The following is a 19,216-nucleotide window of genomic DNA, read 5'->3' as shown; positions in this document are numbered from 1 at the left end:
GTACGCAATTGACGAGGTTATTCGTCAGGGCTCAAGGAATTTTGAAGGAGCGTGTTGATAGTGCAATCCAACAAAAGAAAAAGATTGTTCGGACTCTTGCTCGTCTTCTTCGTTTGCTTGGTCAGTATGTCCCCGCCTTTTCAGAGCTTTGCCTCCTTTCCACAAGAACTCCGCTTGTTCAGCGGACAAGGGAAGCAGCTTCAGTTAACGATGCCGGTCAGTGCCCAGGTTACGGTCAAGGATACGGATATTGTGAAGGTAAACGGCAACGCCAAGCACTCATTTCAAGTTAATTTGAACGAACCTATCTCTCTGCAATCCGATCATTCTGGGCAAACGGAAATGAAGCTCAAGCTGTTTGGAGCTATTCCGATCAAGACTGTCAAAGTGAATGTCGTACCTGATTTAAAAGTAATCCCAGGGGGCCAGACAATCGGTGTGAAAATTAAGTCTGCCGGTATTTTGGTTGTAGGTCACCATTTGGTGACTGTTGCCTCTGAACAAAAAGTTTCACCTGGGGAAGAAGCGAAAATTCAAGTTGGTGATTTAATTACCAAAATCAATGGCAAGGATTCTAAGGATGTTAGTAAGGTCGCAGAGCTGGTGGCCAAATCAGGCGAAAGCAAAAATCCCCTTGTTCTGCAAATTTTGAGAAACAATCAAGAACTTGTTGTGAAGCTGCAGCCCGTGTATGACGTTGTAGATAAGTCTTATCGCTTGGGTCTGTACATTCGCGACTCAGCGGCAGGGGTGGGGACGTTAACCTTCTATGCACCAGATCAAGGCGTCTACGGGGCTCTTGGGCATGTCATAACGGATATGGATACCCAGACACCCATTATTGTAGGCGATGGTGACATTGTCTATTCGAATGTGACGTCGATTTCTAAAAGCCATAATGGGGATCCTGGTGAAAAGCATGCTACGCTTTACAAGGACAGCAAGGTGATTGGTAATATTGAACGGAATACGGCTTTCGGGATTTTTGGGAAAATGTATGGAGCACCTGATCACAGCTTAGATAAAGAAGCGATTCCTGTTGCTTTTGCTGAAGAAGTGAAGGAAGGGCCAGCGCAAATCTATACAGTGCTTGAAGGTCAGAAAGTAGAAAAATTCGATATCCAAGTGGTTCATGTATCCAAACAAGACGTTCCAGGTACGAAAGGCATGGTTATCAAAATCACGGACCCACGTTTATTAGATAAAACAGGTGGTATTGTGCAGGGTATGAGCGGCTCTCCAATTATTCAAAATGGTAAATTGATCGGAGCGGTCACGCATGTATTCGTGAATGATCCAACTAGCGGTTATGGCTGCTTTATCGAATGGATGCTTCAGGACTCTGGAATCATCCTCCGGCCGACATCTGGGAACACGGACAAAGAACTAAAGGTGAGTTAATAGCCTTTAGTTCTTTATTTCTTTTTAACTTAATTGTAAGGACTTATATCGAGTTTAGTGACTTCATGTCGAAAAATGTTGGAAATAGAAGATAAATATTATATTATATAAGAAACTCAAACAAAAGAAAAGAAAAATAATATTCGACAGAAGGATTTTAAAAAGAGCTGTCGAATAGCTTTACATAAGAGAGAAAAATACCAACTTGTTTTAGTAGCTAAAGGAGGAAATTCAGTTGCAAAAAATTCAGGTATTACTTGCAGACGATAACCGAGAATTCACCCATTTATTATCAGAGTTCATTGGTGAGCAAGAGGATATGGAAATTATGGGTGTTGCCTACAATGGTAACGAGGTCCTTCGTTTTCTGGAGCAACAGCGTGAGCTGCCCGATGTTCTCATCTTAGATATTATTATGCCTCATTTGGATGGACTTGGGGTTCTGGAAAAAATGCGAGAGATGAATCTTCCTTCTCAGCCCAAAATCATTATGCTTACAGCCTTCGGTCAAGAAAATATTACACAAAAAGCCGTACAGCTTGGCGCTTCTTATTACATATTAAAACCATTTGACATGGAAACCCTTACGAATCGTATTCGCCAGCTTGCGGGGAATTCCTCATCAACAACTACTACATCGTCAACACCTCGTGCGAACGTTGTGCACATGCCAAAAGGCAAAAATTTGGATGCCAATATCACGAGTATTATTCATGAAATCGGTGTACCTGCGCATATTAAAGGCTATCAATATTTACGTGAAGCCATTACGATGGTTTACAACAATATTGAAATCCTAGGTGCCATCACCAAAACACTATATCCAGCAATTGCTGAGAAATACAAAACGACGCCGAGCCGCGTCGAACGCGCCATCCGTCACGCGATTGAAGTCGCATGGACGCGCGGCAACATCGACAGCATCTCCTTCATTTTCGGATACACGATTAATATCTCGAAATCTAAGCCTACGAACAGCGAATTTATCGCGATGGTTGCTGACAAGCTCAGAATCGAGCATAAAGTTTCTTGAGAGGGTTAGAAGCTTTGTAATAATATATAAGATCAAGATCAAGGACGCTCTAATTAGAGCGTTCTTTTTCGTTTTTTTAAGTTGCATGATTGAGATGGGAAGCAGAAAAACTACCTAGACAGTCTAGGTAGTCCTTCTGTATTAGTTTTGAATTACCAAACAAATGCGCTAGTGATAATAACCAATAAGATGAAAAGTACCAAGACTGCTGCTGCAGAAGTACCATACCCAGTTCCACAACTCATTCGAATCAACCTCCAATGGATATTTGGTTTGTGTTTCGAGATAGCTTATGACTATTTCTGAGGAATGTTTGGGCGAAACGACTGATTGTGCTAATGTCCCTGTCCCTTGAAATAAATTTGGAGATGGGGAAGGCGGACGATATGAAAACTTGGAACCAATGGATATGTTGTTACGTTATTACATCGTAGCTTATTCTTATTAACCTGAGATCGTGTAAGCGGAATTAGAAGTATGGAGGCAACGAGTATGTTACTAACGTTAGTAATCATTGTGATTTTGATTGGTGTGTATGTCCTTTTTATGAATCTGTATCCGGTATTCGGTCGAAGACCTTCTGAAGTTGATATTCGAAAGTTTGGTCAGTCTCCACAATATGCGCAAAACAAGTTCGAAAATCCAGTCCCAGCGATGTTGAACATGAGCTTCAGGACTACGCTAGGGATTTTGCGTGATATGATCAAAGGAAGCCCGCACCGACGTCCCAAGTCCCCGTTACCGATGGAGAAGCCACAGTTTAGCGTGAATGGTGATACAAGTGTCACCTGGTTCGGTCACTCGGCTAGTTTGCTGACCATCGATGGGAAAGCCTTGCTTCTTGATCCGATGTTTGGAAGAACACCTTCGCCATTTCCATGGGTAGGAAAAAACAGATACAGCGGCGGAATCCCATTTGAGATTGCGGAGCTCCCGCTGATTGATGCCGTCATTTTATCTCATGATCATTATGATCATTTGGATTATGGTTCGATTATGAAAATAAAACACAAAGTGAAACGTTTTTTTGTCCCACTAGGTGTAGGAGCTCATTTAATCCGCTGGGGAGTTCCAGCTGCCAATATTGAGGAGCATGATTGGTGGGAGGAGTTGTCGTTCGAAGGGCTGAAGCTGGCTTGTACGCCTGCCAATCATTTCTCCGGACGCAGTACGAATGATCGCGGTGCGACCTTATGGTGCTCTTGGGTGATCAAAGGAGAGAAGACTAGTATATTCTTCAGCGGCGACAGCGGGTATACGCCTCATTTTAAGCAAATTGGGGATAAATATGGACCTTTCGATCTTACCTTGATGGAATGTGGGCAATATGATGAGCGTTGGGCGGATATTCACTTAATGCCGGAAGAAACCGTTCAAGCACATTTGGATGTGAGAGGGAAGATTATGCTGCCGATCCACTGGGGGGCCTTTACCTTAGCCATCCATGCATGGAATGATCCTGTGACCCGCGCCGCGAAGGCTGCTATGACCAGAGGGGTTAAGATGGTCACTCCACCTATCGGACAAACCATTATCTTGAAGGACTCCGATGTGCAGTCTTATCCGAAAGCGAATTGGTGGGTACAGTCATAGTTCGAACTGAACTAGCTACTAGGGATTGCACATGGTATTATGGTTAGGTTAATAGTCAGATGTGAGCAGGAGAGAAGAAGAGTCTATGTCAGAACAAAAAAGTGTGCGAAAATTTCATTTTCTAGCAGTTGTGCTGGGAATAGCTATTGATAATATCGGGACGATGTTATCGTCAGGGGTGATTGGCAGTTTATACTTTGCTAACCGCCCGATGGAAAATCACGATGTAAATGCCATTTATTCAAATGCAGCTCTCTTACTTTTATTTCTGGTCGTTGGCTTGTTCTGGACGTTCCTAGGCAGTTACTTCACAGCGAAGGTAGCCAAACGAGGAGAACTATTCAACGCAGCGATCATTGGGGTTATAGGTGCAGGGATTGGGTTTGATTCGATATTAACGCAGGATATGATCCCGCTTTGGTATGAATTAATTGGCTTAGTAGCCATCGTACCGGTATCTCTCTTAGGTGGATATCTTGCATTGAAGAGGAAGAAGACATCCCAGTCATGAGCACCTGATAGGAACATTTGACAAGGTATTCTAAGGTGTTCTACCGAATCTAGTGGGTGAATTGTGCTTAGGAGGTGAATGTATGCCTAAGTTCGCGAATGAGAGTGAGGAAGCGACGGCATTTCTACGAAATCAGACAGGCAGCAGTCAGTTGGTGTGCTATACGTATATTGATGCAGAGAATAGTTCGGACAGTTTTTTTATTGTGAAGACCAGTAATAAGGTCATTCAAGTATCTTTTGCGGAGATTACGTATGATCCGAGAAATTACCAGAGCTTATTAGAGGGGCTCTATCGTGTTATCTACGAATAATTCATGTATAACATGGAAAACCCCCTAGCCAATGAGGCTAAGGGGTTTCCTTGTGTTCATGTCAACTACTTAATGAACGTTAAAGCTTGATCAGCGATGGAGTGCTTATAGCGATCAAGGCAATTGCACAGGTAATCTTTGCGGCAAATTGGACAAGGTTCTTTCATCAAACGGTTCAAATCCGTTACGCGGCCGATGCCAGTTTCGGCATCTCTTTCAAAGAAAAGACGGCATTTGTTGCGGTCTTTCAAGGAAACAACAACCTCGAATAGTCCGTTCTTTTTATTATCACTTACTATTGTTGCATCAACTACTTGCGGATCGTAGGCCAAATGTATTTCCTCCTAAGAGTTTGCTCAGCTAAACATTCTACATCGCAAATTCATAAATTAACATGCTTTTCTCTTTGTTTGCTCAGTTGCATTAGTATATTATATAAATAAAAAAGATTTTATTCAATAGGAGGTCATCTTGACATGATTATGGACTATTGTGAACAGGAAATTTCGGAAGGTCAGACATTCATTCACATCGGTTTGCAGTTCGAGGATGAGCCTGATTCTTTATATGTAGCAGAGCTTGAAGTTGACGAACAAGGGGTTGTGAAGCATTGGCAGTTATTCTTTAATGGGTTTGATTGCAAATATAACTTTCGCCCAACGGAGAAAGAAGAAATGATTCATTACGCAGCTCAACAAGGGATTTCCATTCGAGAAGAGCAAGAATGAGAAAAGGAATTATCGCCATAATCAGTATGGTTCAAATTCCTTGATTTGTGTTTATTCTGTTGTTTGTTTTGAAGTTCTATTCGTGTTGGTGTTGTTCTGGTTACTGGATTTGTACCGTACCAGTGCAATCGCTGCATCATAGGATCCAACTTGCCTTCACGTATATGACGTTGACGCAATTTTTGAGCTTGTGATCGGGACATCGTAATTCCTCTTTTCTATTATAGTGTGAGAGTATACTTCTATTGTAACAGGTGATGAGGAAGAGGCAATGGAAAGTTTAGTTGATAATGAAAAAGGGTGGACGATATGCGCATTCAAATCCAATTAGCGATAGATGGCGAAACGAAGAAAACGGATGTGCTCGAAATTGCCGAGCATAAGCTTGGTGAGATGACAGACGAAGAGATCGAGCAAGCGATCGAAGTGAAAATTCGAACGTGGGTGGATCGGATGGTTCAAGTGGAATGGGAAGTTATAGACGAGTAGGTCATAAAACGGCTCCGCAGGGATCTACCCCACGGAGCATCAGCGTACAACCTATGTATGATTAGTGAACAATGGTGCCAACTCCGGTCTTCTGTAAAGCATGTTCCCAGCTTGGATAGTAATACAGGGCGTTTTTCATAAGATCAGGATGCAGCTTCTTCACATTTTTTTTGGCTAGCGATTCCCCTGTGCTGTGAAGCTGTACAATTTGGCCTAACACTTCGTCTGCACTCATGTTTAGCTCCATAGATGTCCTCTCCTTTCTATACGAATATTAACCAATGCTTGCCATCCAAAGCTTAAAATATACATAGAATTTTGTGGGATCGGGTAAATTAGGTAGGCCATGAGACGACGTTAGGAAAGCTAGGTGTCTAACCATGAATTGGTCATCTTTATCTTTATTTGCCGCGAAGCCTAACTTAATTTGCAAAGGGAAAATAGTTAAGAGAACAGGTTCATTTGAACCGTTTGAGCAGTTTCCAACCGGTCGTATACTCGTGCTGTCGCAGAGTGATATCGAGGAAGAACAGGCACAAGAACTGTTGGATCGTAGAGTGAAAGCGATCGTACATTGTGGGCAAGCCATGAGTGGTGTGTTCCCAACGGAAGGTCCGCTATTACTTTTGCAGCAGCATATCCCAATTATTGAAGTGGATGCGATTCATGCTGAAATCTTTCTGCACGAAGCAGAAATGCTCATCTATCAAGATAGGATCCATGTAGGCGATCAGTCTGTTTCTTGTAAGCCATTTACGCGAGAAGACTGGCTGCTCGCACAACGGACTGCAAATGAGCAGGCAAGTGAACGATGTGAGTCCTTTATTGAACACACGTTGGCATTTGCTATGCGAGAAAAGCATGCTGTCAGAGAGTCTTTGCCCAGCTTGCCGCTGCGCACGCAATTCACGGATAAGCACATTTTGGTCGTGTCCGATGGGAAAGGATACAAAAAGGATCTGCAAGCCGCTAGTGGATTTATAACGGCTTTTAAGCCGATATTACTTGGCGTTGGCGCAGGGGCGGATGCGCTGTTAGCAAATGGCTATCAACCTGATGTCGTCGTGGGTGATGCGGATCAAATTTCGAATCGCGTGTGGAAAAGTGGTGCAGAAATCATTGTTCACACCTACCCGAACCCACAGGGAAACCTTGATAATTGTTCGCCTGCTGGTGAGTATCAGCATGTCTTGCCCTGTATAGGTAACAGTGAGGATGCCGCTTTATTGTTAGCCTATGAAAAAGGCGGAGAATGGCTGATTACCGTCGGTGTACAATCGTATATGGGTGATTTTATGGCGAAAGGTGTAGCAGATATGGGGAGTGCCCTTCTTGTGCGCATGAAGGTTGGAACTCGTCTAATAGATATTAAAAGTTTACAAGCGTTAACACATCAACCAGCGCAATGGCGGAAAGAAGCACTTTCCACCGTCGGTCTGTCAGTTGTTTTCATTGGTTTGAGTTTGTTCCAGCTGCACTGGATACTTAGGCGTGCGAGCCATGTCGTATGGAAGCTTGTTGGAGTAGAATGAGGGCATTACGAAAAAAAAGGACCGGACGCATTGTCCGGTCTATTTGTTGCGTTTTGGTTTGAATCGGGGAGCCAAATAATTCCGCTTGCGATCTCTGAAAAAGGTCCATCCACCAATAAAGGCAACACCGATCAGAAATAATACTAAGCCTAGAATGAATTTACCCCATAACATACCGCTATTAGCAACTGTATCAAATTGTGCGAAAAAGGCATCTTTCATTGCGAGAAAGCCATAAGTAGCGGTTATTCCAGGAATAACGAGAAGTAGAATGGCAATAAAACGATAAAAGGGTGCTTTCATAGTAACTCCTTACCTGACATGAAACATGTTTTTTCTAACATCATAACCCGAAACCGCTAGCGTGTCTAATTCCCCACTTAAGAATTTATAAGTTTCCGGTGCTCGGAAAAACAAATTCTTATTGGCGATAAAAACAACATTTAAAACGCGGTCGCTCAACCTCGAATTGCTTCGATAGAAGTTTTTCTCACAAATAAGACTATGACTTCGATCCCAAAAAAGGGTAATATAATAGAGACGCACGTATACATATAACAAGTAATTGTTTCATAGGAGGCTAAACATGCATGAGTGAACATAGATATGATGTAGTAGTATTAGGTGGAGGAATCGGTGGCTATACCGCTGCTATTAGGGCTGCACAGTTAGGTAAAACGGTGGCTATTGTGGAACGGGATAAAATGGGTGGTACTTGTTTACATCAAGGCTGTATACCGAGTAAAGCCTTGCTGCGGAGTGCAGAAGTGTATGCCGCGATGAAGCATAGCGAGGATTATGGCATCACAGCTCAATCAGTCTCGTTGAATTTTGAACAAGTGTTAGGACGTAAGCAACGAATTGTCGATCAACTGCATCAAGGTCTTCAATTTTTGATGAAAAAGAATAAGATTACAATTCACCATGGAAATGGACGAATTATCGGACCTTCGATTTTCTCGCCACGCAGCGGTGCTGTTTCAGTTGAGAAAGAGGATGGGGATATCGAAACTCTTCTTTCGAGCAATCTCATCATTGCAACGGGGTCTAGACCTCGCAGCTTGCCAGGTTTAGAAATCGACGGTACTAACATCATCACAAGTGAAGATGCTTTAAGGATGGAGAGTCTGCCGAAGTCAATCATTATTGTTGGCGGTGGCGTCATTGGTGTTGAATGGGCTTCAATGTTACACGATTTTGGCGTGGAGGTAACGATCGTAGAAGTCGATAAGCGTTTGGTCAGCTTAGAAGACGAAGATGTTTCCAAAGAATTAGAACGCTTATTCAAGAAACGTGGGATTAAGCTGGAGACGGGCACGAAGTTGCTGCCGGAGTCTGTGAAAGTGGCAGATGGCGTAGTTACGTTGCAAGTGGACAAGCAAGGTGAAGTACATGAACTATCCGCGGAACGAGTTCTTGTTTCGGTTGGCCGTGTTGCGAATGTAGAAGCGATGGGGCTTGAGAATACCGATGTCAAAATTGATAAAGGCGTCATTCGCGTCAATCGCTATATGCAAACGACAGAATCCCACATCTACGCGGTTGGTGATGTAATCGGTGGACTCATGCTGGCGCATATGGCAGGTCACGAGGGAATTGTGGCAGCTGAACATATTGCCGGGCATCAGCCAGATGAACTTCAGACGCACCTTGTATCCAAATGTACATATACAAGACCTGAGATTGCCAGTGTTGGTTGGACCCAGCAGCAGGCAATTGAGCAAGGTCGCCAAGTGAAAGTTGGCAAATTTAGTTTCAAGGGAATAGGGAAAGCTCTAGTTTATGGGGATTCAGATGGTTTTGTGAAAGTAATTGCAGATAAAGACACGAATGATATTCTTGGTGTTCATATGATCGGCCCCCAAGTAACCAACAGTATTACAGAAGCAGCGCTAGCCCAAGTGTTGAATGCAACGCCTTGGGAAGTTGGACAGACCATCCATCCGCATCCAACACTTTCGGAAGCTTTGGGTGAAGCGATGCTAGCTGTGGATGGCATTGCAATTAGCGGATAAAAATTGTAATCATAAACGTTTGCGTTTATAATATGCTTATAGAGTCAAGTACTAGGACCAGGTATTAAGTTTTAGAAGCCATTCAATCTCACTAAGGAGGCAAACTCCATGTCCATTGGTCAGTTATATAAGCACAGAAGTTTAGGTTTATCCGATGATGAAGCACTACGTATGTATACGGTCATGAGCCTTGCAACTAAATTCGATGAGCGCGCCTTCATGCTGCAACGCGCAGGTAAAATTCCGTTTCACGTATCAGGAATGGGACAATATGCCGGACAAGTTGGCATGGCATTCGCGATGCAGTCTCAGAAGGACTATTTCTTGCCCTATTACCGCGATTATGCGTTCGTTTTATCGGTTGGAATGACGGTCAAGGATCTCATGCTCGCCATTTTCTGTAAAGCGGAAGATGTGAATAGCGGCGGCAGACAAATGGCAGGTCATTTCGGTGATCGTAAAAATCATATTGTAACGGCATCTTCTCCAGTTACTACGCAAGTTCCGCATGCAGCGGGTATTGCTTTGGCGGCGAAAATGAAAAAACAGGATTTCGTTACGTTCGTTTCATTCGGAGAAGGTTCCAGCAATCAAGGGGATTTCCATGAGGGCTGTAATTTCGCAGGTGTACATAAACTGCCGGTTATCTTCGTTTGTGAAAATAATCAGTACGCGATTTCTGTCCCTCTCCATAAGCAGGTGGCAGGCAAAATCGCGGATCGTGCGATTGGATACGGCTTCCCAGGCGTTCAAGTCGATGGTACCGATGTCTTGGAAATGTACCGCGTAACGAAAGAAGCAAGAGAAAGAGCCATTCGTGGAGAAGGTCCAACATTGATCGAGATGATGTGCTATCGCATTATGCCGCATTCCACCTCGGATGACGATATGCTGTACCGTACAAAGGAAGAAGTCGAAGAGAATCGTAAGAAGGATGGCATCTTGAAATTCAAGGAGTATCTCATTGCTTGTGAGCTGTGGAGTGAAGAGAAAGATCTGGAGCTTCAAGAACGCCAAAAGCAAGAAGTCAATGAAGCTACGAAGTATGCTGATCTTGCCCCTTATCCGAAGCCGGAAGATACGCTTCTTCATGTTTATGCGGAAGGAGATGGCAAATAGAGATGGCTGTTATAACGTATTTGGAAGCAATCCGTTCTGCAATGCAGGAGGAAATGCAGCAAGACGACAACGTATTCGTCCTAGGTGAAGATGTAGGGAAAGGCGGCGTCCTCAACACGACGAAAGGGCTTCGCGATCAATTTGGTGAAGAGCGCGTGTTGGACACGCCACTTGCAGAATCGGCAATCGTTGGTGTTGCCATCGGCGCAGCGATGTATGGAATGAAGCCGATCGCTGAAATTCAATTTGCCGATTTTATTTTCCCGGCAACGAATCAAATCTTGAGCGAAGCTGCAAAAATTCGCTATCGTTCGAATAATGACTGGAGCTGCCCGATTGTCATTCGTGCTCCTTATGGCGCAACAGGCGCTGGTGCTTTGTACCATTCACAATGTCCAGAATCGGTGTTCTTCGGTACGCCAGGACTGAAAATCGTAGCACCATCGAATCCGTATGATGCTAAAGGGCTGCTGAAAGCGGCTATTCGCGATGGCGATCCTGTGCTTTATTTTGAACATAAGAAGTGTTACTTGGCTTTATCGGCCGAAGTTCCGGAAGAAGACTACATCGTACCTATCGGCAAAGCTGACGTGAAGCGTCAAGGAACGGATATTACCGTCATCGCCTATGGCATGGTTGTCAACTATGTGCTTCAAGCTGCAGAGGAGCTAGCCAAGGAAGGGATCTCGGCACATGTCCTTGATCTGCGTACCTTGCAGCCGCTCGATCGTGATGCGATCTTAGAAGCCGCTAGAAAAACTGGCAAAGTACTCATTACCCATGAGGACAACAAGACCGGTGGTGTCGGCGCAGAAGTATCCGCGATTATCGCGGAAGAAATGCTATTTGAGTTAGATGCACCAATCGCAAGATTATGCGGCCCTGATGTGCCAGCAGTTGCCAGTAATCCTCCGATGGAGAAGTTTTTCCTTCTGAATGCTGATAAGTTGAAGGATGCTATGCGTCAGCTTGCTTTATTCTAGAATATAAGAGTATAAGTTTCACTTTATACAATGCTTATATTTCTCCATAAACGCTCCCGTCCTAGAAGGACGGCGTAGCCGTTTATTTTGGATCTTTGTTCTTATTCGTTGATCTTTTCCGAAATTAGGAGGAACTTGTATGAACCAAACCGGCCGCCTCACCGAGGTCACTGTTCCGCATTTGGCGGAAAGTCTCGTTTCGGCTACAATCGGCAAATGGCTGAAAAAGCCAGGCGATTATATTGAACAATATGACGTTCTTTGTGAGCTTTTCACAGAGAAAGTAAATACAGAAATGCCTAGTCCTATTGAAGGCACACTGATCAAAATTATTGTCGGCGACGGTGAAACGGCTGCGGTTGGCGAAGCGATTTGTGTCATTGAGGAGCCAGCGGGCTCCTCAGCGGCAGCTTCAGCAGCCCCTGTTACTGTCGCGGATACAGCTGTTGTTTCCGAAGACGCGGATCAAAGCATGCGTGGCCGCTTCTCCCCAGCGGTCCACAGACTTGCCCAAGATAACCGTGTGGATTTGTCACGCGTAGCAGGGACAGGCCTTGGCGGACGTATCACTCGCAAGGATGTTGAGACCTTCATCGCATCAGGTGGAGCTAACGCGGCACCTGCGGCTGTTCAAGCGGTGCCAGCACCAATAGCAGCAGCCGTTGCACCAGTCGCTGCAGAAGAGCCAGCAAGCCAACCTGTTCGCAGCTCGGGTATCCATTTATCAGCGAGTCCACAAACGCCGCTGATCGAAGCAGAAGGCCACAACCTGGACGCACAAAATGAGCATTTCATTGATGTAACGCCAATGCGTAATGCGATTGCTACGAAGATGCGCCAAAGCGTCACCGAAATTCCACACGCTTGGACCATGATTGAAGTGGATGTAACGAATCTAGTTGTTTTGCGGAACAAGGTGAAGGACGAATTCATGCGCCGCGAGGGCATCAACTTGACTTACCTAGCGTTTATGCTGAAAGCTGTCGTCAACGCGATTAAAGATTATCCGATTATAAACTCTGTGTGGGCTGTAGATAAAATTATCGTGAAACGCGATATTAATATTTCCTTGTCCGTTGGTACGGAAGATTCCGTTATGACGCCGGTGATCAAGAAAGCAGATCAAAAGAATATTGCAGGTCTTGCTAGGGAGATTGATGAGTTGACGAAGAAAACGCGTGCGGGGAAATTAGCTCTCACGGATATGGTTGGCGGTACATTTACCGTTAATAATACAGGCTCCTTCGGTTCGATTCTGTCATATCCAATCATTAACTACCCGCAAGCGGCGATTGTGACGTTTGAATCGATCGTGAAGAAGCCTGTCGTCATTCAAGATATGATAGCGGTGCGTTCCATGGTTAACCTTTGTTTATCGCTCGATCACAGAATTCTTGATGGTGTGATCTGTGGAAGGTTCCTACAAAGAGTGAAAGAAAATTTAGAAAGCTACAACGCGGATACTAAAATTTACTAATTGCTTATGATGTGAAAAATAATCCGGCTGTAAACAATAAACTGGATAACAACATAACGATTAGCATAATGTAAATAACGAATTTAAACCATTTCTTATTCTGTAGCACGGGATTCACTCCTTTTTCGTCCAAGCTTGTACCGTTTTATTGTAACTCAAAGTGTGTATCGGAGGAAAGTACATGATTCAACAAGATCGTTTAATCCAAGAATTCATTTCCCTCGTTCAAGTGGATAGTGAAACTAGGTTTGAGCAAGACATCTGTGTGGTACTCAAAGAAAAATTCAGCAAGTATGGCTTGAATGTCGTCGAGGATGCGTCGATGTCCAAGAGCGGACACGGTGCAGGTAACTTGATCTGCACATTGGAAGCGACAGACAGCAACTCGGCGATCCCTACCATTTTCTTTACATCGCATATGGATACGGTTGCTCCAGGAAATGGCATTAAGCCGCAAATCGGTGAGGATGGGTATATTCGCTCTGATGGAACAACGATTCTTGGCAGCGATGATAAAGCAGGTATTGCTGCCATGCTCGAAGGGATTCAAGTTTTGAAAGAACAAAACATCCCGCATGGTCGTATTCAGTTCGTAATTACCGCGGGTGAAGAGAGTGGTTTGAAAGGTGCTCGGGCCATGGAACGCAGCAGCATGGAAGCAGAATATGGCTTCGCTTTAGATTCCAATGGTAACCTTGGCGCTATTGCAACTGCTGCACCTGGACGTGCAGAGATTGAAATCATTTTCCATGGCAAAACCGCACATGCTGGTGTGAATCCGGAAGATGGAATCTCGGCCATCCAAGTGGCAAGTAAAGCTGTCTCGCGCATGTCATTGGGTAGAATTGATAATGAAACGACGGCGAATATTGGCAGCTTTTCTGGCGTAGGCCCGCTGAACGTGGTATGCGACAAAGTGAAGATGGAAGCTGAAGCTCGCAGTATTGTTCAGTATAAATTGGAAGCACAGATTGAAGCGATGAAACAGGCTTGTGAATCCGCTGCTGCGGAAGCTGGCACGACCTGCGAATTCCATGCAGATATCGTGTACGCTTCCTATATGCACGACGATTCGGCGCCGATTGTGCAACTAACATCTCGCGCGATGAGCACGATAGGGTTAACTGCAAGTACCTTCCACTCAGGTGGCGGTAGTGACGCGAATGTTTTCAACGGGATGGGAATTCCTACTGTGAATTTGGCTGTCGGTTATTTAGACATCCATACGGTCAAAGAACGCATTGCGATCCGTGATCTCGTCAAAACAGCTGAACTCGTAGTGGCGCTAGTGAAAGAAGCTGCTAAGGTTTAGATCCAGAACAATAAAAAACCGATTCGTCCGCCAACTGGCGCGGCTAATCGGTTTTCGTTTTGTTTAATTCATGAATGGATGATTCGAAGTTTATGTGAATGTCCTTGTGAGGAAGGCTTCTGAGATATGTTCAATGCTGCTAAATAATCAACCAATGATAGCTTCGGATCGACTTGCTGAAGTATTTGTTGCAGCTGATATCTGATCTCCCAGGCTTTACCTACAAGTCGAATTTGATTGGCACTCACATAGCTCTTCATATCACAGACCCTCTTTTCAGGAAAATATTTGATATAATGAACGATATGCATGATGTGGACAAGTTAGACCAATTAACGAGGATGAGGTGCTCTAATGACAGACCATAAGAAATTTGAAGAAGTGACAATCAGCAGTGAAATGATTTTCAAGGGTAAAATCATTTCACTGCAAGTAGATCAAGTAAGGTTACCAAATGGAGGAACAGCTTCTCGTGAGATCGTGAAGCATCCAGGTGCAGTAGCGGTTATCCCGCTCCTAGGGGATAAAATGATCGTCGTAGAGCAGTACCGTAAGCCGCTAGAGAAGAGTCAGGTGGAAATCCCTGCAGGTAAGCTCGACAGCGGTGAGGAGCCGTTGAGAGCGGCCTTGCGTGAGCTTGAGGAAGAGACAGGTTATAAGACAGATAACATTCGATTGGTAAGTTCATTCTCCACGTCGCCTGGGTTTGCAGATGAGATTATCCATCTATACATAGCGGAAGATTTAGTAAAGGGTACAGCAAACCTCGATGAGGACGAATTCCTTGATTGTGAAGCGATCACATTAGAACAAGCTCAGCAGTATATGCGTGAGGGTCGTATCAGTGACGCCAAAACAATAATGGCAGTTTATGCTTGGCAGCTATACAAGTTGACGGGTCAGATCTAAATGTTGAAGGATTACTATGTGGATCTGCATATTCATATTGGCCGGACTGAGAAAGGTCAGGCTGTCAAAATTAGCGCAGCGAATAATCTCACTTTTTTCAATATTGCTCATGAAGCTGCGAACCGTAAAGGGATGGAGATGATCTCTATCATCGATACGCACTCTCCGTCAGTCCAAGAGGAGATTATGATGTATCTGGATAAGGGAGACATGGCAGAGCTCGAAGGTGGGGGAATTCGGTATCGGGATACGTCCATCATCCTGGGGAGTGAAATTGAAGTGAGAGACCCTGGGATGGGACCAGCGCATGTATTGGCTTATATGCCAAACCTCCAAGTGATGCAGGAGTTTACGGGATGGATGAGCCGGCATATGAAAAATGTGGAGCTTAGTTCTCAGCGCATCTATGTGCCTGCTCGCGTGCTTCAGGAAGAGGTGCTGGGCAGGGGAGGCATCCTAATTCCTGCGCATATCTTCACGCCGCACAAAAGCGTGTTCGGCAGCGCTACAAGCTGCATGAACGATTTGCTTGATGTGAAGCAAATACCAGCAGTTGAACTTGGGCTAAGCGCGGATTCGGAGATGGCTGGCTACATCTCACAATTGGATGATTTCACGTATGTAACGAATTCAGACGCCCATTCCTTGGCGAAAATAGGTCGCGAATACAACCAAATGAGACTTGCTGCTCCAACCTTCGAGGAGCTGGTCAGAGCACTTCGCCGCGAAGAAGGACGAGGTGTCACAGCCAACTATGGTTTGAATTCGCGTTTAGGCAAGTATCATCGAACCTATTGCAGCGTATGTGAAGCTGTATTGGGCGATGGCGAAACAGCTGTGGAACGCTGCGTGAATTGCGGCAGTGCCAAAATTGTTCGCGGTGTCATGGATCGAATAATGGCGATTGCGGATCGGGAGAAGTTTTATCTGCCAGCGCATCGTCCGCCGTACCATTTTCAAGTCCCCTTAGAGTACATCCCAGGATTGGGCCCGAAAAAGCTGGAACAATTGCTAAGCCAGTTCGGAACGGAGATGCAGGTCTTACACCAAGCAACTCCCGAGGAGTTAGCTAGCGTCGTTGGGGACGACATTGCTGCGTACATTGTGAGTGCTCGTGAAGGGACCTTAACGCTTGAAGTTGGTGGCGGAGGAAAGTATGGCAAAGTGAAAAATCATTCATAGTTTTACCTTTTCACTCATAAGCTTGTCTTTGTAGAGGTTATACAAGGAGGGAGTGGCGAGTGTGAATAGGAACTTAACGATGAAACAATATATGAAGGATAATTTGCCGTTATTTATATTCGTCTCTGTGCTCTTTGTTATAGGCGTTGTTTTCGGTGCCGTCATGGTTAATGCTCTTTCCTTGGAACAGAGGACCGAAATGACCCGCCATTTGGGCAGTTTTTTTCATGAAATTAACGAAGGCATCGAAATTGACAGCCAACAATCGTTTAGTCAAGCATTCGGTATGCATATGAAGTGGATCTTGTTAATCTGGTTATTCGGCTTGTCGATAATAGGTTTGCCGCTGATCTTAGTATTGGATTTTCTAAAAGGTGTACTTATTGGCTTCACGGTCGGATACCTCGTAGGTCAAATGTCGTGGAAAGGGATGCTTTTTGCGCTTGTGGCCGTTGTTCCCCAAAATTTAATCGTAATACCGGCGATTCTTTTCTGCAGCGTTGCTGCGATGTCATTCTCGCTGTATATGATAAAGCATAGAATTATGAGTCGCAGTGGTAACATTTACCAACCTTTCATGAGATATACAACGATCACCTTAGTTATGGGAGGCCTCCTTTTAGCAGCTGCATTATTAGAAGGTTACTTCTCCCAATACATGATGAAATGGGTAACCCCAATGCTGGTGGGGGTTTATGGGTAATGAAATGAATTGTGATTGTGTTTGACTTTGTCAGCAAGCTCCCCCTATAATGAAAAGAGTGGCTAAAAATGGGCTAGGATGCCCACCTTTCTGAGGGGGAGGCATATGGAAGCAAGGATCGAGAAAATTAAACAACAACTACAATCTCAGGGGTACAAGCTTACACCTCAACGGGAAGCGACTGTTCGCGTTCTACTGGAGAATGAACAAGATCATCTTAGTGCAGAAGATGTGTTTATGCTTGTGAAAGATAAAGCGCCAGAGATCGGGCTAGCAACAGTGTACCGTACGTTAGAACTTCTGAGCGAACTGCATGTCTTGGAGAAAATGAATTTTGGCGACGGTGTAGCTCGTTACGATTTACGTGACGATAACTCACGACACCATCATCATCACTTAATTTGCGTGCAATGCGGAGCCGTAGATGAAATCATGGAAGATTGGCTCGGACCATTCGAAGAACGGTTAGAAGTAGAATTTCATTTTCAAGTCTTAGATCATCGCCTTGATTTCCAAGGCATTTGCTACCGCTGTACCGAACGAGGGAAACCGGACTCATTGGAGAAATCCCACTAACAGCTGCCGCAAGGAAGCTGTTCAACTTATGAAAATGCCTGTATGCGTGAATTGCATACAGGCATTTTTGTGTTTAAATCATATGATAAATAGTAGCTAAGCGCTAGCTTACTGTCACATAATTGGCAAGGGAGTCGGGGTACATTATAGACGAATGAACCGAAGGAAGAAGGTGGCGAGAATGTCGAAACCATGCTTAGTCGTTGGCGTTCCTAAAGAAATCAAGAACAATGAGAATCGTGTTGCTTTGACCCCAGGCGGTGCAGGGATGCTCCAGATATCCGGTCATCGTGTGTTGGTCGAAGCGGGAGCAGGCATCGGCAGTGGATTTTCGGATGAGGATTATAAGCAAGAAGGCGCTACGATTATTGCACATGCAGCTGATGTGTGGGCGCAGAGTGATATGATCATGAAAGTGAAGGAGCCGTTGCCTGCGGAATATGGCTACTTCAAAGAAGGTCAGATTCTATTTACTTATTTGCACTTAGCTGCGGCTGGTGATCTGGCAGCTCAGTTATTGGAGAAGAAAGTAACAGGTATCGCCTACGAGACGATTCAACTGCCGAATGGTTCCCTGCCATTACTAACACCGATGAGCGAGGTAGCGGGGCGAATGTCTGTACAAATAGGAGCGCATTACCTCGAGAAATTTTATGGCGGCCGCGGCATTCTGCTTGGCGGTGTCCCAGGTGTTCCACCGGCAGATGTCATTATTCTAGGCGGAGGGATTGTAGGCACGAACGCTGCCAAAATGGCACTAGGGCTAGGTGCTAATGTCGTGATTATTGAACGAAGTGCAGATCGGATGAGAGCCTTGGATGACATTTTCGGAGGACATCTCCGTACATTGATGTCCAATCCGTATAATATTGCTAGCGCAGTCCAAAAGGCAGATCTGCTCATTGGTGCAGTGCTCATCCCAGGGGCAAGAGCACCGCGATTAGTGACAGCGGCGATGGTTCAAAGCATGAAGCCAGGAGCCGTCATTGTGGATGTTGCTGTCGATCAAGGGGGATCCATCGAAACGATTGATCGTGTAACCACTCATAGTGATCCGACCTATGAGAAGTTTGGTGTTCTGCATTACGCTGTAGCTAACATGCCAGGAGCCGTTCCTCGGACATCAACGCTTGCATTGACGAATGTCACCTTGCCTTATGCGTTGGAGTTGGCTAATAAAGGCTTCACACAAGCTTCAGCAGAGAACTACACGTTGCAGCTAGGTGTTAATACGTACAAAGGCAGTGTCACCCATCCAGCGGTAGCTGAAGCGCTGGGCAAGCCTTATACTAAATTGATAGAACTGTCATAATCGTAGTCCGGGCCTCATATTCTGTTCC

23 protein-coding genes and 1 pseudogene are annotated in these 19,216 nt (G+C 44.9%); 18 read left to right on the top strand and 6 right to left on the bottom strand.

All coding sequences use genetic code 11. The annotated features are described in order from the left end of the window. Positions 1-60: 60 nt before the first annotated feature. Positions 61-1,401, top strand: coding sequence for a SpoIVB peptidase (gene spoIVB / locus ACSQ8P_RS22410; protein WP_056614646.1), 1,341 nt, complete (start codon positions 61-63; stop codon positions 1,399-1,401). 235 nt (positions 1,402-1,636) lie between these two features. Next, positions 1,637-2,434: a sporulation transcription factor Spo0A gene (gene spo0A / locus ACSQ8P_RS22405; protein ID WP_436237196.1), complete on the top strand. Its 798-nt coding sequence runs from the start codon at positions 1,637-1,639 to the stop codon at positions 2,432-2,434. A 152-nt stretch (positions 2,435-2,586) separates the two neighbouring features. Here the strand turns inward: spo0A and ACSQ8P_RS22400 are convergent, their stop codons facing one another. Next, on the bottom strand, positions 2,587-2,679 hold the full coding sequence (locus tag ACSQ8P_RS22400) for a YjcZ family sporulation protein (RefSeq protein WP_082595420.1): 93 nt from the start codon (positions 2,677-2,679) through the stop codon (positions 2,587-2,589). A gap of 247 nt (positions 2,680-2,926) precedes the next feature. Here ACSQ8P_RS22400 and ACSQ8P_RS22395 point away from each other — a divergent pair, with 247 nt between their 5' ends. From ACSQ8P_RS22395 to ACSQ8P_RS22385, 3 genes are all read left to right on the top strand, one after another. Then, on the top strand, positions 2,927-4,027 hold the full coding sequence (locus ACSQ8P_RS22395; RefSeq protein ID WP_436237195.1) for an MBL fold metallo-hydrolase: 1,101 nt from the start codon (positions 2,927-2,929) through the stop codon (positions 4,025-4,027). Positions 4,028-4,112: 85 nt separating this feature from the next. Continuing rightward, positions 4,113-4,538 carry a hypothetical protein gene (locus ACSQ8P_RS22390; RefSeq protein WP_436237194.1) on the top strand — a complete coding sequence of 142 codons (426 nt, stop codon included), beginning with the start codon at positions 4,113-4,115 and terminating at the stop codon, positions 4,536-4,538. Between the two features lie 82 nt (positions 4,539-4,620). Beyond that, positions 4,621-4,851, top strand: a complete 231-nt coding sequence (locus ACSQ8P_RS22385; RefSeq protein ID WP_436237193.1) for a hypothetical protein — start codon at positions 4,621-4,623, stop codon at positions 4,849-4,851. 65 nt (positions 4,852-4,916) lie between these two features. On the opposite strand, the gene ACSQ8P_RS22380 is transcribed toward ACSQ8P_RS22385, so the two are convergent. Further along, positions 4,917-5,183: a hypothetical protein gene (locus tag ACSQ8P_RS22380; protein WP_057312184.1), complete on the bottom strand. Its 267-nt coding sequence runs from the start codon at positions 5,181-5,183 to the stop codon at positions 4,917-4,919. A gap of 144 nt (positions 5,184-5,327) precedes the next feature. Between ACSQ8P_RS22380 and ACSQ8P_RS22375 the strand changes: the two genes are divergently transcribed. Both ACSQ8P_RS22375 and ACSQ8P_RS22370 read left to right on the top strand, forming a co-directional pair. Beyond that, positions 5,328-5,579 carry a hypothetical protein gene (locus tag ACSQ8P_RS22375; RefSeq protein ID WP_436237192.1) on the top strand — a complete coding sequence of 84 codons (252 nt, stop codon included), beginning with the start codon at positions 5,328-5,330 and terminating at the stop codon, positions 5,577-5,579. A gap of 309 nt (positions 5,580-5,888) precedes the next feature. Next, the gene (locus ACSQ8P_RS22370; protein ID WP_436237191.1) at positions 5,889-6,068 is read left to right on the top strand and encodes a hypothetical protein; all 180 of its coding nucleotides are present in this window, start codon (positions 5,889-5,891) and stop codon (positions 6,066-6,068) included. A 61-nt stretch (positions 6,069-6,129) separates the two neighbouring features. Here the strand turns inward: ACSQ8P_RS22370 and ACSQ8P_RS22365 are convergent, their stop codons facing one another. Then, a complete protein-coding gene (locus ACSQ8P_RS22365) occupies positions 6,130-6,315 on the bottom strand; it encodes a hypothetical protein (protein WP_145655418.1) in 186 nt (61 codons plus the stop codon). 133 nt (positions 6,316-6,448) lie between these two features. Between ACSQ8P_RS22365 and steA the strand changes: the two genes are divergently transcribed. Continuing rightward, entirely contained in the window at positions 6,449-7,600 is a 1,152-nt protein-coding gene (gene steA / locus ACSQ8P_RS22360; RefSeq protein WP_436237190.1) for a putative cytokinetic ring protein SteA, read from the top strand. Positions 7,601-7,639: 39 nt separating this feature from the next. On the opposite strand, the gene ACSQ8P_RS22355 is transcribed toward steA, so the two are convergent. After that, complete coding sequence (locus tag ACSQ8P_RS22355; protein WP_436237189.1) at positions 7,640-7,903, bottom strand: DUF2627 domain-containing protein; 264 nt, start codon at positions 7,901-7,903, stop codon at positions 7,640-7,642. Positions 7,904-8,190: 287 nt separating this feature from the next. Here ACSQ8P_RS22355 and lpdA point away from each other — a divergent pair, with 287 nt between their 5' ends. From lpdA to ACSQ8P_RS22335, 4 genes are all read left to right on the top strand, one after another. Next, on the top strand, positions 8,191-9,615 hold the full coding sequence (gene lpdA, locus ACSQ8P_RS22350; RefSeq protein WP_436237188.1) for a dihydrolipoyl dehydrogenase: 1,425 nt from the start codon (positions 8,191-8,193) through the stop codon (positions 9,613-9,615). Positions 9,616-9,723: 108 nt separating this feature from the next. Beyond that, entirely contained in the window at positions 9,724-10,734 is a 1,011-nt protein-coding gene (locus ACSQ8P_RS22345; RefSeq protein WP_436237187.1) for a thiamine pyrophosphate-dependent dehydrogenase E1 component subunit alpha, read from the top strand. A gap of 2 nt (positions 10,735-10,736) precedes the next feature. Further along, positions 10,737-11,717, top strand: coding sequence for an alpha-ketoacid dehydrogenase subunit beta (locus ACSQ8P_RS22340; protein WP_436237186.1), 981 nt, complete (start codon positions 10,737-10,739; stop codon positions 11,715-11,717). Positions 11,718-11,856: 139 nt separating this feature from the next. Continuing rightward, positions 11,857-13,194: a dihydrolipoamide acetyltransferase family protein gene (locus ACSQ8P_RS22335; RefSeq protein ID WP_436237185.1), complete on the top strand. Its 1,338-nt coding sequence runs from the start codon at positions 11,857-11,859 to the stop codon at positions 13,192-13,194. A gap of 4 nt (positions 13,195-13,198) precedes the next feature. Here ACSQ8P_RS22335 and prli42 read toward each other — a convergent pair whose 3' ends face one another. Beyond that, a complete protein-coding gene (prli42, locus tag ACSQ8P_RS22330; RefSeq protein WP_436237184.1) occupies positions 13,199-13,303 on the bottom strand; it encodes a stressosome-associated protein Prli42 in 105 nt (34 codons plus the stop codon). A 72-nt stretch (positions 13,304-13,375) separates the two neighbouring features. On the opposite strand from prli42, the gene ACSQ8P_RS22325 reads away from it, so the two are divergent. Further along, the gene (locus tag ACSQ8P_RS22325; protein WP_436237183.1) at positions 13,376-14,506 is read left to right on the top strand and encodes a M20/M25/M40 family metallo-hydrolase; all 1,131 of its coding nucleotides are present in this window, start codon (positions 13,376-13,378) and stop codon (positions 14,504-14,506) included. 185 nt (positions 14,507-14,691) lie between these two features. Here ACSQ8P_RS22325 and mciZ read toward each other — a convergent pair. Further along, positions 14,692-14,766, bottom strand: a pseudogene (gene mciZ / locus ACSQ8P_RS22320) (Z-ring formation inhibitor MciZ); the annotation flags it as partial. 94 nt (positions 14,767-14,860) lie between these two features. On the opposite strand from mciZ, the gene ACSQ8P_RS22315 reads away from it, so the two are divergent. From ACSQ8P_RS22315 to ald, 5 genes are all read left to right on the top strand, one after another. After that, entirely contained in the window at positions 14,861-15,415 is a 555-nt protein-coding gene (locus ACSQ8P_RS22315; RefSeq protein ID WP_436237182.1) for an NUDIX domain-containing protein, read from the top strand. Beyond that, complete coding sequence (locus ACSQ8P_RS22310) at positions 15,416-16,597, top strand: endonuclease Q family protein (protein ID WP_436237181.1); 1,182 nt, start codon at positions 15,416-15,418, stop codon at positions 16,595-16,597. 61 nt (positions 16,598-16,658) lie between these two features. Next, positions 16,659-17,300 carry a stage II sporulation protein M gene (gene spoIIM, locus ACSQ8P_RS22305; RefSeq protein ID WP_436237180.1) on the top strand — a complete coding sequence of 214 codons (642 nt, stop codon included), beginning with the start codon at positions 16,659-16,661 and terminating at the stop codon, positions 17,298-17,300. 105 nt (positions 17,301-17,405) lie between these two features. Beyond that, entirely contained in the window at positions 17,406-17,876 is a 471-nt protein-coding gene (fur, locus tag ACSQ8P_RS22300) for a ferric iron uptake transcriptional regulator (RefSeq protein WP_436237179.1), read from the top strand. Positions 17,877-18,057: 181 nt separating this feature from the next. Next, complete coding sequence (gene ald, locus ACSQ8P_RS22295; protein ID WP_436237178.1) at positions 18,058-19,188, top strand: alanine dehydrogenase; 1,131 nt, start codon at positions 18,058-18,060, stop codon at positions 19,186-19,188. The last annotated feature ends 28 nt before the right edge of the window (positions 19,189-19,216 follow it).

Source organism: Paenibacillus sp. LjRoot153 (genome assembly GCF_964253085.1).
In the GTDB taxonomy this organism is placed as follows: Bacteria; Bacillota; Bacilli; order Paenibacillales; family NBRC-103111; genus Paenibacillus_E.
Note: the sequence above shows the minus strand (reverse complement) of the source record. Positions and strands in the feature narration are given on the sequence as shown.

Excerpts from the sequence above, each read along its gene's own strand:
- ACSQ8P_RS22400 (WP_082595420.1), bottom strand. The coding sequence starts at position 2,679 with ATGAGTTGTGGAACTGGGTATGGTACTTCTGCAGCAGCAGTCTTGGTA.
- ACSQ8P_RS22395 (WP_436237195.1), top strand. The coding sequence starts at position 2,927 with ATGTTACTAACGTTAGTAATCATTGTGATTTTGATTGGTGTGTATGTC.
- ACSQ8P_RS22390 (WP_436237194.1), top strand. The coding sequence starts at position 4,113 with ATGTCAGAACAAAAAAGTGTGCGAAAATTTCATTTTCTAGCAGTTGTG.
- ACSQ8P_RS22385 (WP_436237193.1), top strand. The coding sequence starts at position 4,621 with ATGCCTAAGTTCGCGAATGAGAGTGAGGAAGCGACGGCATTTCTACGA.
- ACSQ8P_RS22375 (WP_436237192.1), top strand. The coding sequence starts at position 5,328 with ATGATTATGGACTATTGTGAACAGGAAATTTCGGAAGGTCAGACATTC.
- ACSQ8P_RS22370 (WP_436237191.1), top strand. The coding sequence starts at position 5,889 with ATGCGCATTCAAATCCAATTAGCGATAGATGGCGAAACGAAGAAAACG.
- ACSQ8P_RS22365 (WP_145655418.1), bottom strand. The coding sequence starts at position 6,315 with ATGGAGCTAAACATGAGTGCAGACGAAGTGTTAGGCCAAATTGTACAG.
- steA (WP_436237190.1), top strand. The coding sequence starts at position 6,449 with ATGAATTGGTCATCTTTATCTTTATTTGCCGCGAAGCCTAACTTAATT.
- ACSQ8P_RS22355 (WP_436237189.1), bottom strand. The coding sequence starts at position 7,903 with ATGAAAGCACCCTTTTATCGTTTTATTGCCATTCTACTTCTCGTTATT.
- lpdA (WP_436237188.1), top strand. The coding sequence starts at position 8,191 with ATGAGTGAACATAGATATGATGTAGTAGTATTAGGTGGAGGAATCGGT.
- ACSQ8P_RS22345 (WP_436237187.1), top strand. The coding sequence starts at position 9,724 with ATGTCCATTGGTCAGTTATATAAGCACAGAAGTTTAGGTTTATCCGAT.
- ACSQ8P_RS22340 (WP_436237186.1), top strand. The coding sequence starts at position 10,737 with ATGGCTGTTATAACGTATTTGGAAGCAATCCGTTCTGCAATGCAGGAG.
- ACSQ8P_RS22335 (WP_436237185.1), top strand. The coding sequence starts at position 11,857 with ATGAACCAAACCGGCCGCCTCACCGAGGTCACTGTTCCGCATTTGGCG.
- ACSQ8P_RS22325 (WP_436237183.1), top strand. The coding sequence starts at position 13,376 with ATGATTCAACAAGATCGTTTAATCCAAGAATTCATTTCCCTCGTTCAA.
- ACSQ8P_RS22315 (WP_436237182.1), top strand. The coding sequence starts at position 14,861 with ATGACAGACCATAAGAAATTTGAAGAAGTGACAATCAGCAGTGAAATG.
- ACSQ8P_RS22310 (WP_436237181.1), top strand. The coding sequence starts at position 15,416 with ATGTTGAAGGATTACTATGTGGATCTGCATATTCATATTGGCCGGACT.
- fur (WP_436237179.1), top strand. The coding sequence starts at position 17,406 with ATGGAAGCAAGGATCGAGAAAATTAAACAACAACTACAATCTCAGGGG.
- ald (WP_436237178.1), top strand. The coding sequence starts at position 18,058 with ATGTCGAAACCATGCTTAGTCGTTGGCGTTCCTAAAGAAATCAAGAAC.